We start from the raw sequence: 15,042 nt of genomic DNA, 5'->3' as shown, positions 1-15,042 counted from the left end.
AAGCCTGCATGCACCGGGGTTGGGCCCGCCCGAAGACGACAACGATCCGACCCGAAAGGGGGTACCGCCGTGGGGAGGAAGTGCCCAGGGATGGCATATGCGCTGCCGGCCGGTGCGCGTCACGAGACGTGCACCGGCCGGCAGGGTGGGTCGGCTATGCCTCGCGGATACGCAACGCCCGTGCGAGGTCGTCGAGTTCGTCGACGAGCCTGCGGCGCAGCGCCGGGGTGAGGTCCGCCTCGCGCAGGCACTGCTCGCCCCGGTGGAGGGTGTCCGCGTGGACGGCGTGGTGGGGGAAGGCCCAGCGGCCGACGGCGGTGGCGATGGCGGGGCCACGGCGGGCCGCGACGGCGGGTGCGTCGCTCCAGTAGCGGTCGACGTACTCCTCGACGAGGTCGGCCTGTTCGGGCTGCCAGAAGCCCTGCGCGGTGGCGGTGAACAGGTAGTTGGACAGCTCGTCTGCGGCGAACATCGCATCCCAGGCACGGCGCTTGGCGTCGGCGTCGGGCAGGGCGGCGCGGCAGCGGGCGGCGCCTTCCTGACCGGTGGCGCTGGGGTCGCGGTCGAGCTCCTCGGCGATCGCCGTCTCGTCCACGGCGCCGAGGACGGCGAGGCGGCCGAGGATGCGCCAGCGCAGTTCGGGGTCGAGTTCGGGTCCGCCGGGCACGGTGTCGTCGGCGAGCCAGGCGGCGATGGTGTCGGGCTGCGCGGCGGCGTCGATGAAGTGGCGCACGGCGATCAGGCGCAGCCCGGGGTGGGAGCCGTCCTCGGTGCGGCGGATCAGGTCGCGGCACACGGCGGTGAGGGTGGACAGCGCGGCGGGCCGGTCGATGGGGGTACCTCCCTGCTCATGAGGGTCCCCCCGCTCGAGCGAAGCCGTCAGGGGGGGAGGAGTCGAGAGCTTGGGGGAGGACAGGTAGCGGTCGGCGATGTGGACGGAGGCGAAGGCGAGGACGCCTTCGACGAGGGCCAGGTCGCTCTCGTGCGGGAGGTGGGCTCGGGCGGTCTCCAGGTAGGCGCCGGCGGGGAGGTGGCCGTCGCGTACCGCATCCCGCAGGGCGTTCCACACGACCGCGCGGGTGAGCGGTTCGGGCAGGCCGGACAGGGCGCCCCGCACGGTCTGGAAGGACTCGGGGTCGAAGCGGACCTTGGCGTAGGTGAGGTCGCCGTCGTTGAGCAGCAGCAGGGCCGGGCGCTTGCCGAGGGACTGCGGTGCGCTCTGCGGGATGTCGAGGTCGAGGCGCTCGCGCAGGGTGAGGCCGCCGTCGTCGGCGAGGGTCTGGTCGTAGAGGCCGACGGAGATGCGGTGCGGCCGGCTGCCGTGGTGGTCCACGGTGAGGGACCAGGTGCCGTCGTCGGCCCGGGTGAGGCTCGGGGTGAGGGTGTCGACGCCGGTGGTGCGCAGCCAGGAGTCCGCCCAGGCGTGCACGTCGCGGTCGGTGGCGCTCGCGAGGGAGTCGGTGAAGTCGGCGAGGGTGGCGTTGCCGAATCGGTGGCGGGCGAAGTGGGCGTTGATGCCGGCGAGGAAGTCCTTCTCCCCGAGCCAGGCCACCAGCTGCCTGAGGGCGGAGGCGCCCTTGGCGTAGGAGATGCCGTCGAAGTTGAGCAGCGCGGAGGCGGTGTCGTCGACCGCTTCGGGGGCCACCGGGTGGGTGGAGGGGCGCTGGTCGGCGTCGTATCCCCAGGCCTTGCGGGCGACGCCGAAGTCGGTCCAGGTGTCGGTGAAGCGGGTGGCTTCGGTGAGGGTCTGGCAGCCCATGTACTCGGCGAACGACTCGTTCAGCCAGATGTCGTCCCACCAGCGCAGGGTGACGAGGTCGCCGAACCACATGTGGGCCATCTCGTGGGCAATGACCATGGCGCGGGTCTGGCGCTGGGTGTCGGTGACGGCGGAGCGGTAGACGAACTCGTCGCGGAAGGTGACGAGGCCGGGGTTCTCCATGGCTCCGGCGTTGAACTCGGGGACGAAGGCCTGGTCGTAGGAGTCGAAGGGGTAGGGCTCCTCGAACTTCTCGTGGTAGCGGTCGTAGCACAGGCGGGTGATCTCGAAGAGTTCGTCCGCGTCGAGGTAGGGGGCGAGGGAGCGGCGGCAGTGGATGCCGAAGGGCAGTCCGCGGTGTTCGGTGCGCACGGTGTGCCAGGGACCGGCGGCGACGGCGACCAGGTAGGTGGAGATGAGGGGGGTGGCTGCGGCGCGCCAGGTGCCGTCGCCCTGCTGGGTGGTGATGCCGTTGGCGAGGACGCTCCAGCCCTCGGGTGCCTTGACGGTCAGGTCGAAGACGGCCTTGAGGTCGGGCTGGTCGAAGGCGGCGAAGACCCGCTGGACGTCGTCCATGAACAGCTGGGTGTAGAGGTAGGTCTCGCCGTCGGTGGGGTCGGTGAAGCGGTGCATGCCCTCGCCGGTGCGCGAGTAGCGCATGGTGGCGTCGACGCGCAGTTCGTGCTCGCCCGCGGTGAGGCCGTCGAGCGGCAGCCGGTTCTCGGCGAGGGTCCCGGGGTCGAGGGGGTGTCCGTCCAGGGTGGCGGCGCGCAGCTCAGCGGGCTTGAGCTCGACGAACGTGTCCGAGGCGTCAGCGTCTGCGCGTACCGTGAAGTGGATCACGGTACGGGAGTCGAAGGTCTCGTCGCCGCAGGTCAGGTCGAGGGCGATCTCGTAGCGGTGGACGTCGAGGAGCCGGGCACGGGTCTGCGCTTCGTCGCGCGTCAGTACGGACATGGAGGACATGCTGCCTGATGCCGCAGACAGGGCACAGAGGTGTTCCGGTACACCTTCTGCGCCTACCACCTCTTCCCCTGCTCCTGGGTGCGGTCGGGTACCGGTTCGGTGGCGGGATCCTCAGGGCGGCCGGGAAGGCGCGTGTCCGGGTGCCTTCGGCGTCCGGGCCGCAACCGGTGAGCAGGAGGATCGGACCTGACCACGAGTCACCCGGCCGACCGGCCGTGGTGCGCCCGGTCGGACGTGGGGAGCGTTCAGCGCGGAATGCCGGGCCGGCTGCCGGATGTCACTCCCCCGGAGCGTCGGCGGTGGCCGTGGCGTCGTCGGCGATGCGCTCGTGGTGGCGGATGACCTCGGCGATGATGAAATTGAGAAGTTTTTCCGCGAACGCGGGGTCGAGCTTGGCGTTCTCCGCGAGCCGACGCAGCCGGGCGATCTGGGCGGCCTCGCGCGCCGGGTCGGCGGGGGGCAGCTGGTGCGCGGCCTTGAGGTGGCCGACCTGCTGGGTGCACTTGAAGCGCTCGGCGAGCATGTGGACGACGGCGGCGTCGATGTTGTCGATGCTGTCGCGCAGCCGGGCGAGTTCGGCGCGGACGGCCGGGTCGACGTCTCCGGCGGGGTGGCGGGTGGTCATGGCCGACCACCCTACGGGGCAGGCCGGTACTCGATCATCCCTGTCCGGAGTGCGGATGGTTCCTGGCGGTGTGCCGCTCGTGTCCGACGGGCGCCTGGAGGAGGGTGAGGCAATCAGGCCGGGCGCAGTCGGGGGCGTACGGGAGGGCGCCCGCGGCGGGGTCGGGCCGCGTGCACCCCCCGTACCCCTCGTGGGGGACAGCCGTGCGGGGCGGCTAGAGGCCGGACGCGGCCCGGGCTATGTCCGTCGCGAACGTCGAGACCTCGGTGTAGACGCCGGGGTAGCCGGCCCGTGCACAGCCCTCGCCCCAGCTGACGATGCCGACCTGGATGTACGCGCCGGTGTCGTCCTTGCGGAACATGGGCCCGCCCGAGTCGCCCTGACAGGTGTCGACTCCTCCCTGCGGGAACCCGGCACAGATCTCCTCGCCGGGCACCAGGTCGCTGCCGTACGCCCGCTGACAGGTGGCGTCGTCGACGAAGGGGACCGTGGCCTTGAGCAGATGACGCTGCTGGCCACCGCCCTCCCGGGCCGCGCCCCAGCCCGCGACGGTGAAGTCGCCGTTGTTGTACGCGGTCGTGGTGGCGATCTCGAGGGTGGGCAGGTCGATGGGCTGCGCCAGCTTGATCAGCGCCCAGTCCCGGCCCTTGCCGTTGTAGCCGGGCGCCTGCAGCACCTTGGTCGACCTCACCTTGACCGCGCTGCTGCTCTGCAGGTCGACGACGCCGGCCGTGGCGGTGATGGAGGTGTTGGTACCGGATCCGCTGACGCAGTGCGCGGCGGTCAGCACGATGGTCTTGGCATACAGGGCGCCGCCACAGCCCGTGGAGAGCCGCACCATGAACGGGAACTCGCCCTGCGTGGCACGGGCCCCACCGACGACGGGCTGGGGAGCCGCCTGCGCGGACAGGGGCTGCAGCGACAGGGCGGCGAGCGCGACGGTGACGGCCGCAACGGCTCTCTTGAGGCCGCCGATCAACTTCAGGAGCTTCAACGTGCTTCCTTCCGTGGGGGGTTGACCGCATGACGGCAGCACGCGAGGCATTAATGACATGCTCCCGCCAAGACTTGACGAATTATTTGAGAGCCGGGCGGGGGCGACAAGAACCGGTTCCGGCCAGACGGCGCGCGGCGCGACATCCCGGCGGCCGCGCACGCCCCGCCGCCGGGAGGAAGCGCGCCTACAGTGGAAGGCAGTGCTGGCGTCTTCAGGGGGTGCGGACGTGGCGAACGGCGGACCGGTCGAGCACGGCTATCCGCATCTGGACACGGTGCGGGCGGCGATCACCGCGCTGTACAAGCGGCTCACCTACGACACCATCCGCACCTTCGCGACCAGCGTGCCTCCCGCGGACGTGGCGTTCTCGGACCAGGACGACCTGCATCTGGGCGCGCAGCGCGTGGCGCGCGAGCTGGTGCGGCACTACCGCCTGCCGGAAGCCCGGATGATCGTCAGCTTCCGTGAGATGACCCATGCGGCGAACGTCGAACTCGCCGCGGGCCCCGAGTACTTCATCGAGCTGAACGACCGGTTTCGCACCCACCGAAGGGACATCGGCGCGGCCCTCGCGCACGAGGTGATGCACGTCTATCTGCACCGCCTCGACCTGTCCTTCCCCGGAACGCGCGACAACGAGATCCTCACCGACACGGCGGCCACCTACCTGGGTGCGGGCTGGCTGCTCCTCGACGCCTACCGCGAGGACGGGGCATCGTCGCAGAAGCTCGGCTATCTCACCCCGGAGGAGTTCGGGTACGTACTGGCCAAGCGTGCGCTGCTGTTCGGCGAGGACCCGGCGATCTGGTTCACCAGCCCCCAGGCGTACACGGCGTACACGAAGGGCATGGCGCAGGCCCGCCGCGACGAGCAACAGCCGCCCCTGACGGCGGCCGGCTGGGCGGGCCGCCGCCGCTACGCCAAGGACCGCCGCTACGCCCAGGACCACTCCGCCCCCGGCCCGCAGCCGGGCGTCCCGTACTCCTTCACCCCGGCCGGGCGCGGCCCGCTTGGCGTCTCCTTCCCGTGCCCGACCTGCCACCAGCGGATCAGGGTGCCCGTGCGAGGACGGGTGCGGGCCCGCTGCGGGCTGTGCCAGACGGTGCTGGAGTGCGACACCTGAGGTGCGGCCGGTGCTTGGTGTGGCATGAGAGACGGTTCCGAGGTGGCCCAGAACACCTCAAATGTCTTTGCGTGCGGAACCCTCCGCGAGCGAGGGTCGAAGCATGAACACGCACGAGCCGCCGGGGCTGTTCACCACGGTCCACGAAGGGGACGAGGACGCGGTCGTACGGCTGCTGCGCACGGGCGCGAGCCCCGAGTCGGTCGACGAGGAGGGCCAGACGGTCCTGTACCTGGCGGCGGTCAGCGACGCGCCGGGCATCGTACGGCTGCTGCTGACCGCCGGCGCCGATCCCGACCGTCTCAGCACGGGAGCCGACGCGCCGTTGTGCGGTGCCGCCTGCGGAGGCCACACCGAGGTCGTACGGGCGCTGCTGACGGCCGGGGCGACGCCGGATCTGGAGGAAGGGTACGGATTCCGGGCGCTGACCTGGGCGGTGCAACGCGGACACGCGGAGGTCGTCGGGGCGCTGCTGGCCGCGGGCGCGGACCCGGACCTGCCCGGCCCCACGGGCGAAGCGCCGCTGGTGGCGGCCGCCCGCCGCGGCTCGCCCGGCTGCGTACGGGCACTGCTGGCCCATGGGGCGCGGGCACGCCGGGAGGCGCTCGCCGAGGCCCGGCGCTGGATGCGGCTGGACATCGCGGCGGAACTCCGTGCGGGCCTGGAGGCGGCGTACGGACCGGGGCACGAGTACGTGACCCGCCGCTGGGAGGAGGAACCCGGCACCGAGACCGTCGAGGTCACGCTCCTGCGCGACGGCCGGCCCGCGGCGGGGAACGACCAGCAGACCGGACACGCCGTGATAGCGGGCCTCTTGGAGGCCGGGCCCGGCGCGCTCAAGGGGTGATCCCCCACGAGGTGGTCCCCTATGAGCGGAACCAGGAAAGCGGGGCGCGGGCCACACGGCCCACGCCCCGCTGCTCCGTTCCGCGCTCACCCCTCGTGCGCGGCCACCGCCCGCCTCGGCAACGCCGCGCACAGCGCCGCGCAGAGCACGAACACGGCCGTCACCCACGGCACCGCCCCGATCAGTGCCTGGCTCGGACCATGCGACAGACGTCCGAAGAACACCGTCCCGATGACCGCCGCCTCGAGCGCGCCACCGAACTGCTGAGCCGTGGAGAAGATCCCCGACGCGGCGCCCGCGAGGTCGCCGGGCACGGCGGACAGGACCACGTTCACCAGCGGCACCACGAGGAAGCCCAGCCCGGCCCCGGCGAGCACCAGCCCCGGCACCAGTGGCCACGCCCCCGTATGCGTCAGGGGCGCCCCGTGCACCGCCGCCCACACCAGCCCGAAGCCGCCGGCCATCAGCAGCGCACCGGCCCCGAGCACCAGCCGCCCGAACCGCACCGCCAGTCCGTCCGCCACGGGTGCCGTCAGGAAGCTGCCGACCGAGAACGCCACGGTCACCACACCCGCCTGGGTCGGCGTGTACGCCTCCCCGCCCTGGAGCCAGATCGCGAAGACCAGGAAGAAGCCCTGCATGCCCAGCGAGAAGAGGAGTTGGACGAGAACGCCGACGGAGAACGCCGGCAGCCGGAACGCCCGCACCGGCGCAGAGGCACCGTCACCGCCGCGCGCCGCCCGGACTCGTACACCCCGAGCCCGGCGGCCGCGGCCACTCCGGCGGCCAGGCAGATCCAGCCCCACACCGGCCAGCCGTTGCTGCGCCCCTGCACCAACGGCAGCACGATCGCCACGAGCCCCGCGGCCAGGACCAGGCTGCCGAACACGTCCGGACGCCCCACCGACCGCTCCTTGGTAGGGGGCACGAGCACGAGCCCGGTCACGAAGGTCGCCACCGCCACCGGCACGTTCACCAAGAACACCGACCGCCAGCCCCAGCCGAACAGATCGGCGTCCGTGAGCACCCCGCCCAGCAGCAGCCCGATCGCCGAGGCGAACCCGGCGACGGCCCCGTACATCCCGAAGGCGGCGCCCCGTTCCCGGCCCTGGAACAACGTCCGGAACGAGCCGAGCACCTGCGGCAGCAGAACCGCGGCCATGACTCCCTGCACCGCTCGCGCCGCGATCAGCGCCCCGGGTGACTGGGCGATTCCGCACCCCAGGCTCGCGAGCCCGAAGCCGGCCGTGCCGAGGAGGAAGAGGCGACGGCGGCCGAACCGGTCGCCGAGGTGCCCCGAGATGATCAAAGTGGCGGCGAAGCCCAGCAGACAGGCGGAGACCAGCCATTGGAGGGTGCTCTGCGCGGCGTGCAGGTCACGGCCGATGGACGGGATCGCGACATTCACGATGGTCCCGTCGAGCAGGTCCATCAGTGCCGCCACCATCATCACGGCGGCGGCAGCCCAGCGACGCGGATACGGTTCCGCCGCCGGCTGGTCGGTGGCGGCGAGGGTGGCGGTCATGGCGACTCCCGGGGAGTGGGGACATCTGAGGAGGCAGGCCCGTATTTGTTTCGTTCGGCCTAACGAAAGACTTGCACCCACGCATCCCTGATCGCAAGCCCTTAGTTCGGCCGAACGAAATATTTGCTAGCCTGGAGCCATGAGCAGCGGTGAGACGGACGGCACTGGCCAGGCCGAAGGCCCGGTCGCGCCCGTGGACGACGAGCGGCGGGCCAGGACGCTGGAGCGGCTCATGACCATCGGACGGCAGCACAGCGCGGTCACCGTGATGTTCCACTCGGCGGTCGCCGCGAAGCAGGGCCTGAACGCCACGGAGGAGAAGACCCTCGACTTCCTGGAGCGACGCGGACCGCTCACCGCCAAGGACCTCGCGGAACTGACCGGCCTCGCCCCCGCGTCCGTCACGGGGCTCGTCGACCGTATGGAGAACAAGGGCTTCGTCCGCAGGGTCAAGCACCCAACGGACAAGCGGCGCGTGCTCGTCACGCTGAACCAGGAGAAGATCGGCGAACTCGCGGTGTTCTTCGAGGACTGGGCACGCGACATCGTCGAGGCGTGCCGGGAGTTCAGCACGGAGGAACTGGAGACCGTGATCCGTTTCCTGACGGTGATGAGCGAGCGACAGCGCAACGCCGCGGCCCGTCTTTCCGGATAGAACGGCCCGTCTTTCCGGAAAGACGGGCCAGCGAGCCGGACGTTTCCCGGACGTACGCCGTGGCCTATTCCGCCCCGTACACCGCCTCCGGCGTCTCCGCCTGAGCCAGCAGCTTCAGTGCCGTCTTCCCCGCCTCGGACGGCGTCCGGCGGGCCCCCTTGTCGGCACTCGGGCCCCGCCGCCACCCCGCCATCACGGTGATCCGTCCTCCCTCGGCCTCGAACACACGGCCCGTGACCCCGGCGCTCGCGGCGGAACCGAGCCACACGACCAGTGGCGAGACGTTCTCCGGGGCCATCGCGTCGAAGCCGGAGCCGGGCGCGGCCATCGCGTCGGCGAATGTCCGTTCGGTCATCCGGGTGCGCGCGGCGGGCGCAATGGCGTTGACCTGAACGCCGTAGCGCCCGAGTTCCGCCGCCGCGACCAGCGTCAGAGCGACGATCCCGGCTTTCGCCGCGCTGTAGTTCGCCTGCCCCACCGACCCCGACAGGCCTGCTCCGCTGCTGGTGTTGACCACCCGCGCGGCCGGGACGCGCCCCGCCTTCGCCTCGGCCCGCCAGTGCGCCGCCGCGTGTCTCAGCGGCAGGAAGTGCCCCTTGAGGTGGACGCGGAGGACGGCGTCCCAATCGTCCTCGTCGAGGTTGACCAGCATCCGGTCGCGCAGGAAACCGGCGTTGTTGACGAGGGCGTCGAGCCGCCCATAGGTCTCCAGGGCGGTCGCCGCCAGGGACGCGGCCCCCGCGCTCGTCGCGATGTCGCCGGCGTGCTCGACCGCCTGACCGCCGGCCGCGCGAATCTCCTCGACGACCCGCCCGGCCGGGCTGTCCGCCCCGGGCGTGCCGTCGAGGCCGACCCCCAGGTCGTTGACGACGACCCTCGCGCCCTCGGCCGCGAACGCGAGGGCATGGGCGCGGCCGAGACCACGGCCCGCCCCGGTGACGATCACTACTCGGCCGTCGGCGATACCCGTCACGTCGTGTCCCCTTGTTCGCTCGTGTCCATGGATCGACTTGTCCATCTGTCGTCTCAGCCAGGTCTGTCGACGGCCCGCACGCGCCCGCAGACGGCCGTCGCGCCCTCTCACCGAGCGCCGTCAGGTGTGTTTGTTGGCGGTCGCCGCGTCCAGGAACGCCGGCCGCTCCCCTCCGCCGTGGACGAGCAGACTCGCCCCGGTGATGTACGCGGCGGCGTCCGAGGCGAGGAAGACGGCGGCTTCGCCGACGTCGGACGGCTCGGCGAGCCGCCCGAGCGGGACGGTCCGGGAGACGGCCGCGATGCCGTCCTCACCGCTGTAGTGGAGATGGGACAGTTCGGTGCGGACCATCCCGACGACGAGCGTGTTGACCCGCACCTCGGGCGCCCACTCCACCGCCATGGAGCGCGCCAGGCACTCCAGCCCCGCCTTGGCCGCCCCGTACGCGGCGGTGCCCGGCGAGGGACGGCTGCCGCTGACGCTGCCGATCATCACGACCGCTCCCCCGGCGCGTCTGAGATGGCCGTACGCGGCGAGGGAAACGGTCAGCGGTGCGACGAGGTTGAGTTCGACGACCCGCGCGTGCCGCTCGGGGCCCGCCTCGGCGAGGGGCCGGTAGGGTGCGCCGCCCGCGTTGTTGACCAGTACGTCGACGCGGGGCAGCGCCTCGAAGAAGTCGCTTACGGCGGCCGGTTCGCACACGTCGAGCGAGGCGAACTCCACTCCTTTCAGGGGGGCTTCGGGCGGCCGCCGGGCGCACACCACGACATCGGCCCCGGCTTCGACGAACGCGCGCGCGATCCCGGCCCCGACACCGCGGGTGCCGCCGGTGACGACGGCGGTCCTGCCGCGCAGGCTCCGGGCGGAGCCGTCGTGCGAGTTGTCCACAGGGCCTCCCGCCGTCCTGCGTTGGCTGCTAGCTTCGAATCGCACCTAACAAACGTTTGGTGGAAAGGTAGCTGATGTGCCCATGGGTGTCTCCACCTCGTGCCAGGAAAAGGCGTCGCCGTCGTCACGGTCGACTTCCCACCGGTGAACGCGCTGCCGGTGACCGGCTGGTTCGACCTGGCCGACGCCCTGCGGTCGGCGGGCCGCGAACCGCAGATCCGCTGTGTCGTCCTGGCCGCGGAGGGGCGCGGTTTCAACGCGGGTGTGGACATCAAGGAGATACAGACCGAGGGCGGCCGCGCCCTGATCGGGGCCAACCGCGGGTGCTACGAGGCGTTCTCGGCGGTGTACGAGTGCGAGGTTCCGGTCGTGGCGGCGGTGCAGGGTTTCTGCCTGGGCGGCGGGATAGGGCTCGTCGGCAACGCGGACGCGATCGTGGCGAGCGAGGACGCCGTCTTCGGACTGCCCGAGCTGGACCGCGGTGCCCTGGGCGCCGCCACGCATCTGGCGCGGCTGGTCCCTTCGCACCTGATGCGCACCCTGTACTACACCTCGCGCACGGCGAGGGCGGACGAATTGCACGCCCACGGATCGGTGTGGCGGGTGGTGCCGCGGGACGGACTGCGCGCTGCCGCTCTGGAGCTGGCCCGGGAGATCGCCGCCAAGGACGGCGAGCTGCTCCGGCTGGCCAAGGCCGCCATCAACGGCATCGACCCGGTCGACGTGCGCCGCAGCTACCGCTTCGAGCAGGGCTTCACCTTCGAAGCGAATCTCAGCGGCGTGGCCGGCCGCGTCCGGGACACCTTCGGCAAGGAGGGGGCGTAGATGAAGGACAAGACGATGACCGCCGACGAGGCCGTCTCCCGGCTGGAGAGCGGCATGACCCTCGGCATCGGCGGCTGGGGCTCGCGCCGTAAACCCATGGCCCTGGTACGGGCGCTGCTCCGCTCTCGGATCACCGACCTCACGGTCGTCTCGTACGGCGGCCCGGACGTCGGCATGCTCGCGGCCGCCGGACGGATCCGCAGACTCGTGGCCGCGTTCGCGACCCTCGACTCGATCCCGCTCGAACCGCACTACCGCGCGGCGCGCGAGAGCGGCGCGTTCGAGCTGATGGAGGTCGACGAGGCGATGTTCATGTGGGGACTGCACGCGGCGGCGAACCGGCTGCCGTTCCTGCCCGTGCGGGCGGGTGTCGGCTCGGACGTGATGCGGGTCAACCCCGGCCTGCGGACGGTCACTTCGCCGTACGAGGACGAATCCGGAGACCACGAGGAGTTCGTCGCCATGCCCGCGCTGCGGATGGACGCGGCCCTGATCCACGTCAACAGGGCCGACCGGCTGGGAAACGGCCAGTACCTCGGCCCGGACCCGTACTTCGACGACCTCTTCTGCGAGGCTGCCGACTCGGCGTACGTCTCGTGCGAGCAGATAGTGGACACGGTAGAGCTGACGAAGGAGGCCGCGCCGCAGACGCTGCTGGTCAAACGGCACACCGTGACCGGCGTGGTGGAAGCTCCGTACGGCGCGCACTTCACGTCCTGCTCCCCCGACCACGACCGGGACGAGGCCTTCCAGAGACACTACGCCAGCACGGCGTGGCCCGCGTTCGCCGAGCGGTTCCTCTCCGGTGACGAGCACGCCTATCAGGCGGCCGTCCGGGCCTGGCACACGGAGCAGCCATGAGCGCGGCCACCCGCGCGGAGTACTGCGTGATCGCCTGCGCCGAGGCCTGGCGCGGCGCGGGGGAAATTCTCGCAAGCCCGATGGGTCCGGTGCCGTCCGTCGGGGCACGGCTCGCCAAGCGCACGTTCTCGCCGGACCTGTTGCTCACCGACGGAGAGGCGATGCTCGTGGGCACCGACGGGACGGTGGAGGGCTGGCTGCCGTACCGGCAGCATCTGAGGCTGGTCACCGGCGGCCGACGACACGTGATGATGGGCGCGAGCCAGATCGACCGCTTCGGGAACCAGAACATCTCCTGCATCGGCGACTGGACACGGCCGCGACGGCAACTGCTCGGGGTGCGCGGGGCGCCGGTCAACACACTGAATCATCCGACGAGTTACTGGATACCGCGGCACTCACGGAGGGTGTTCGTCGAGCGGGTCGACATGGTGTGCGGGGTGGGGTACGACCGCGCCGCCCGGCATCCTGCCGGCGCCCGCTTCCACCGCATCCCGCGTGTGGTGTCCGACCTCGGCGTCTTCGACTTCGCCACCCCGGACCACTCGATGCGGCTGGCCTCACTGCACCCGGGGGTGACAATCGAGGAGGCGCGGGAGGCGACGGGATTCGAGCCGACGGTTCCGGACGAGGTGCCGTACACGCGTGAACCGACGCCGGAGGAGCTGCGGTTGATCCGTGAGGTGATCGACCCGCTGGGGATTCGGGAGCGCGAGGTTCCCGGTCGCCCCGCAGAGGGCGGAGATCGCTGATGGACACGGCGCTCACCCGGCTCGTCGGGGTCCGGCATCCCGTCGTCCAGACCGGCATGGGCTGGGTGGCCGGACCGCGCCTGGTCTCCGCCGCGGCGAACGCGGGCGCACTGGGCATCCTGGCCTCCGCGACCATGACGCTCGACCGCTTGCGGGAGGCGATACGGGAGGTCGCGTCGCGCACGGAGGCGCCGTTCGGGGTGAATCTGCGCGCGGACGCCGGGGACGCGCGGGACCGGGTCCGGATCATCGTCGAGGAGGGTGTGCGGGTCGCCTCCTTCGCGCTGGCGCCCTCGCGGGAGCTGATCGCCGAGCTGAAGGCGGCGGGGGTGGTCGTGATCCCTTCCGTGGGCGCCCGACGGCATGCCGAGAAGGTGGCGACCTGGGGTGCGGACGCGGTGATCGTGCAGGGCGGCGAGGGCGGCGGTCACACGGGCGAGGTCGCGACGACGGTGCTGCTGCCGCAGGTGGTGGACGCGGTGGACCTCCCGGTGGTGGCGGCGGGCGGCTTCCACATGGCTACTCACGTACGGCGATGCCGTCGAGCACCATCGACAGGTACTGCCGGGCGATCTCCTCCGGGCTGTGCTGTCCGCCGGGCCGGTACCAGGACGCGGCGACCCACACGGTGTCGCGCACGAACCGGTAGGTGAGCCGGACGTCGAGGTCGGACCGGAAGACCCGGGCGGCGACCCCGCGCTCCAGCGTGGACAGCCATGCCTTCTCGAACTTGCGCTGCGACTCGGCGAGGAACGCGAAGCGTTCCTGCACCGCGAGCTGCTTCGACTCCTTCTGGTAGATCGCGACGGCCGCACGGTGCCGGTCGATCTCCCGGAAGGACTCGGTGACCAGCGCCTCAAGGGTTTCGCGCGGGCCGAGTTCGGCGTCCAGGACGGTGTCGTAGCCGTCCCAGAGCTCGTCGAGGAACGTGCGCAGGATCTCCTCCAGCATCGACTCCTTGGAGTCGAAGTGGTAGTACAGGCTTCCCGCGAGCATCCCGGCGTGGTCCGCGATCTTGCGTACGGTGGTGGCGTTGTAGCCCTGCTCGGCGAAGACCTCGGCCGCGGTGTCTAGGAGTTCACGGCGGCGCGCGGGCGCGGCGGTCACCTGGGGCTTCTTCTTGGTCGGCACGGGTCCATTGTGATCCCGGGGGCACTGGTCCATCGCACGGCTCTAGGCGTGCTGGCTGCTGACGGCGACGACCTCGCCGGTCATGTAGGAGGAGTAGCCGGAGGCCAGGAAGACGATGACGTTGGCCACCTCCCACGGTTCCGCGTACCGCCCGAAGGCCTCGCGCGCGGTCAGCTCCTCCAGCAGGTCGGGCGTCGTCACCTTCACCAGGTGCGGATGCATGGCGAGGCTGGGCGAGACCGCGTTGACCCGGACCCCGTACTCGGCGGCCTCGATCGCGGCGCACCGGGTCAGTGCCATCACGCCGGCCTTCGCCGCGGCGTAGTGCGCCTGTCCGGCCTGGGCGCGCCAGCCGACCACGGAGGCGTTGTTGACGATCACGCCACCGCCCGTCTCCTTCATCGAGCGCAGGGCCGCCCGCACACAGCGGAACGTACCGCCCAGCGTCACGTCGAGCACCTTCGACCACTGCTCGTCGGTCATGTCGGCCAGGGCCGCGGTGCCGCCCAGTCCGGCGTTGTTGACGACGATGTCGAGCCGGCCGTGCGACCGGACGGCGTTGTCGAAGAGTGCCTGGACCTGGACCTCGTCGGTGACGTCACAGGCCACCGCCGTCACCGCCCCCTCGAACTCCCGGCCCAGCTCCGCCTCGTACTCCTTGAGTCGGCGGACATGGGCGTCGCTGATAAGTACGCGTGCGCCCTCCTCCAGGAACCGGCGCGCGGTCGCTCCCCCGATCCCCGCCCCGGCCGCCGCGGTGATGACGGCGGTGCGCCCCTTCAGCAGCCCATGCCCGGGCACGTACGACGGACCCTCGACGCCTGTCATGGGCACACGCTAACCTACCAAACACTTGTTAGGGAAGCCCGCTCTCGAAGGGTGCCGCCCGTGGACCTCACCCACTCCCCCGCCGACGAGGCCTTCCGCACCGAGGCCCGGTCCTGGCTCGCCGCGCACGTGCCCGCGGAACCGCTTCCGTCCCTGGAGACGGAGGAGGGGTTCGCGGCCCACCGCGCGTGGGAGGTAAGCATTCAGCAGGAATGCGGCTGATCGGTGACGGTGTGTGAGGTGTCCTGGTCAGGTGACTCTGCGCGATGGGTGGCATCCAGAGGTTG

The 15,042-nt window shown here is 71.4% G+C and carries 13 protein-coding genes and 4 pseudogenes; 8 read left to right on the top strand and 9 right to left on the bottom strand.

Annotated elements, in window-relative coordinates; all coding sequences use genetic code 11:
* Window positions 1-154: 154 nt before the first annotated feature.
* From pepN to ACZ3TS_RS21975, 3 genes are all read right to left on the bottom strand, one after another.
* Complete coding sequence (gene pepN, locus ACZ3TS_RS21985; RefSeq protein ID WP_467620296.1) at window positions 155-2,725, bottom strand: aminopeptidase N; 2,571 nt, start codon at window positions 2,723-2,725, stop codon at window positions 155-157.
* Between the two features lie 277 nt (window positions 2,726-3,002).
* Window positions 3,003-3,350: a chorismate mutase gene (locus ACZ3TS_RS21980; protein ID WP_467620293.1), complete on the bottom strand. Its 348-nt coding sequence runs from the start codon at window positions 3,348-3,350 to the stop codon at window positions 3,003-3,005.
* Window positions 3,351-3,564: 214 nt separating this feature from the next.
* Window positions 3,565-4,344, bottom strand: a complete 780-nt coding sequence (locus ACZ3TS_RS21975; protein WP_467620292.1) for a S1 family peptidase — start codon at window positions 4,342-4,344, stop codon at window positions 3,565-3,567.
* A 229-nt stretch (window positions 4,345-4,573) separates the two neighbouring features.
* Here ACZ3TS_RS21975 and ACZ3TS_RS21970 point away from each other — a divergent pair, with 229 nt between their 5' ends.
* Both ACZ3TS_RS21970 and ACZ3TS_RS21965 read left to right on the top strand, forming a co-directional pair.
* On the top strand, window positions 4,574-5,470 hold the full coding sequence (locus ACZ3TS_RS21970) for a hypothetical protein (RefSeq protein ID WP_467620512.1): 897 nt from the start codon (window positions 4,574-4,576) through the stop codon (window positions 5,468-5,470).
* Window positions 5,471-5,573: 103 nt separating this feature from the next.
* A complete protein-coding gene (locus ACZ3TS_RS21965) occupies window positions 5,574-6,317 on the top strand; it encodes an ankyrin repeat domain-containing protein (protein ID WP_467620289.1) in 744 nt (247 codons plus the stop codon).
* Window positions 6,318-6,403: 86 nt separating this feature from the next.
* Here the strand turns inward: ACZ3TS_RS21965 and ACZ3TS_RS21960 are convergent, their stop codons facing one another.
* Both ACZ3TS_RS21960 and ACZ3TS_RS21955 read right to left on the bottom strand, forming a co-directional pair.
* The gene (locus ACZ3TS_RS21960; RefSeq protein WP_467620287.1) at window positions 6,404-7,024 is read right to left on the bottom strand and encodes an MFS transporter; all 621 of its coding nucleotides are present in this window, start codon (window positions 7,022-7,024) and stop codon (window positions 6,404-6,406) included.
* A gap of 203 nt (window positions 7,025-7,227) precedes the next feature.
* A pseudogene (locus tag ACZ3TS_RS21955) lies at window positions 7,228-7,749 on the bottom strand (MFS transporter); the annotation flags it as partial.
* 232 nt (window positions 7,750-7,981) lie between these two features.
* Here ACZ3TS_RS21955 and ACZ3TS_RS21950 point away from each other — a divergent pair.
* Complete coding sequence (locus ACZ3TS_RS21950; protein ID WP_467620284.1) at window positions 7,982-8,497, top strand: MarR family winged helix-turn-helix transcriptional regulator; 516 nt, start codon at window positions 7,982-7,984, stop codon at window positions 8,495-8,497.
* A 64-nt stretch (window positions 8,498-8,561) separates the two neighbouring features.
* Here the strand turns inward: ACZ3TS_RS21950 and ACZ3TS_RS21945 are convergent, their stop codons facing one another.
* Both ACZ3TS_RS21945 and ACZ3TS_RS21940 read right to left on the bottom strand, forming a co-directional pair.
* Window positions 8,562-9,470 (bottom strand): SDR family oxidoreductase, encoded by a 909-nt coding sequence (locus tag ACZ3TS_RS21945; protein WP_467620282.1) that lies wholly within the window; start codon window positions 9,468-9,470, stop codon window positions 8,562-8,564.
* A 120-nt stretch (window positions 9,471-9,590) separates the two neighbouring features.
* Complete coding sequence (locus tag ACZ3TS_RS21940) at window positions 9,591-10,358, bottom strand: SDR family oxidoreductase (protein ID WP_467620279.1); 768 nt, start codon at window positions 10,356-10,358, stop codon at window positions 9,591-9,593.
* 82 nt (window positions 10,359-10,440) lie between these two features.
* On the opposite strand from ACZ3TS_RS21940, the pseudogene ACZ3TS_RS21935 reads away from it, so the two are divergent.
* The 4 genes and pseudogenes from ACZ3TS_RS21935 to ACZ3TS_RS21920 form a co-directional block, all read left to right on the top strand.
* A pseudogene (locus tag ACZ3TS_RS21935) lies at window positions 10,441-11,183 on the top strand (enoyl-CoA hydratase family protein).
* Window positions 11,184-12,044 carry a CoA transferase subunit A gene (locus tag ACZ3TS_RS21930; protein ID WP_467620276.1) on the top strand — a complete coding sequence of 287 codons (861 nt, stop codon included), beginning with the start codon at window positions 11,184-11,186 and terminating at the stop codon, window positions 12,042-12,044.
* Window positions 12,041-12,796 carry a CoA-transferase subunit beta gene (locus ACZ3TS_RS21925; RefSeq protein ID WP_467620274.1) on the top strand — a complete coding sequence of 252 codons (756 nt, stop codon included), beginning with the start codon at window positions 12,041-12,043 and terminating at the stop codon, window positions 12,794-12,796. The genes ACZ3TS_RS21930 and ACZ3TS_RS21925 overlap by 4 nt, the downstream gene beginning before the upstream one ends.
* A pseudogene (locus tag ACZ3TS_RS21920) lies at window positions 12,796-13,311 on the top strand (NAD(P)H-dependent flavin oxidoreductase); the annotation flags it as partial. The gene ACZ3TS_RS21925 and the pseudogene ACZ3TS_RS21920, both read left to right, overlap by 1 nt.
* Before the next feature lie 4 nt (window positions 13,312-13,315).
* Here ACZ3TS_RS21920 and ACZ3TS_RS21915 read toward each other — a convergent pair.
* Window positions 13,316-13,927 (bottom strand): TetR/AcrR family transcriptional regulator, encoded by a 612-nt coding sequence (locus ACZ3TS_RS21915; RefSeq protein WP_467620272.1) that lies wholly within the window; start codon window positions 13,925-13,927, stop codon window positions 13,316-13,318.
* A 42-nt stretch (window positions 13,928-13,969) separates the two neighbouring features.
* Window positions 13,970-14,755: an SDR family oxidoreductase gene (locus tag ACZ3TS_RS21910; RefSeq protein WP_467620270.1), complete on the bottom strand. Its 786-nt coding sequence runs from the start codon at window positions 14,753-14,755 to the stop codon at window positions 13,970-13,972.
* A 60-nt stretch (window positions 14,756-14,815) separates the two neighbouring features.
* Between ACZ3TS_RS21910 and ACZ3TS_RS21905 the strand changes: the two are divergent.
* A pseudogene (locus ACZ3TS_RS21905) lies at window positions 14,816-14,959 on the top strand (acyl-CoA dehydrogenase); the annotation flags it as partial.
* Between the last annotated feature and the right edge of the window lie 83 nt (window positions 14,960-15,042).

The organism is Streptomyces sp. NPDC022910 (assembly GCF_055561075.1).
This window is presented reverse-complemented; position numbering and strand designations above follow the sequence as displayed.

Bases quoted from the DNA above. Each gene is read 5' to 3' on its own strand.
- pepN (WP_467620296.1), bottom strand. From the start codon at position 2,725: ATGTCCTCCATGTCCGTACTGACGCGCGACGAAGCGCAGACCCGTGCC.
- ACZ3TS_RS21980 (WP_467620293.1), bottom strand. From the start codon at position 3,350: ATGACCACCCGCCACCCCGCCGGAGACGTCGACCCGGCCGTCCGCGCC.
- ACZ3TS_RS21965 (WP_467620289.1), top strand. From the start codon at position 5,574: ATGAACACGCACGAGCCGCCGGGGCTGTTCACCACGGTCCACGAAGGG.
- ACZ3TS_RS21950 (WP_467620284.1), top strand. From the start codon at position 7,982: ATGAGCAGCGGTGAGACGGACGGCACTGGCCAGGCCGAAGGCCCGGTC.
- ACZ3TS_RS21930 (WP_467620276.1), top strand. From the start codon at position 11,184: ATGAAGGACAAGACGATGACCGCCGACGAGGCCGTCTCCCGGCTGGAG.
- ACZ3TS_RS21925 (WP_467620274.1), top strand. From the start codon at position 12,041: ATGAGCGCGGCCACCCGCGCGGAGTACTGCGTGATCGCCTGCGCCGAG.
- ACZ3TS_RS21910 (WP_467620270.1), bottom strand. From the start codon at position 14,755: ATGACAGGCGTCGAGGGTCCGTCGTACGTGCCCGGGCATGGGCTGCTG.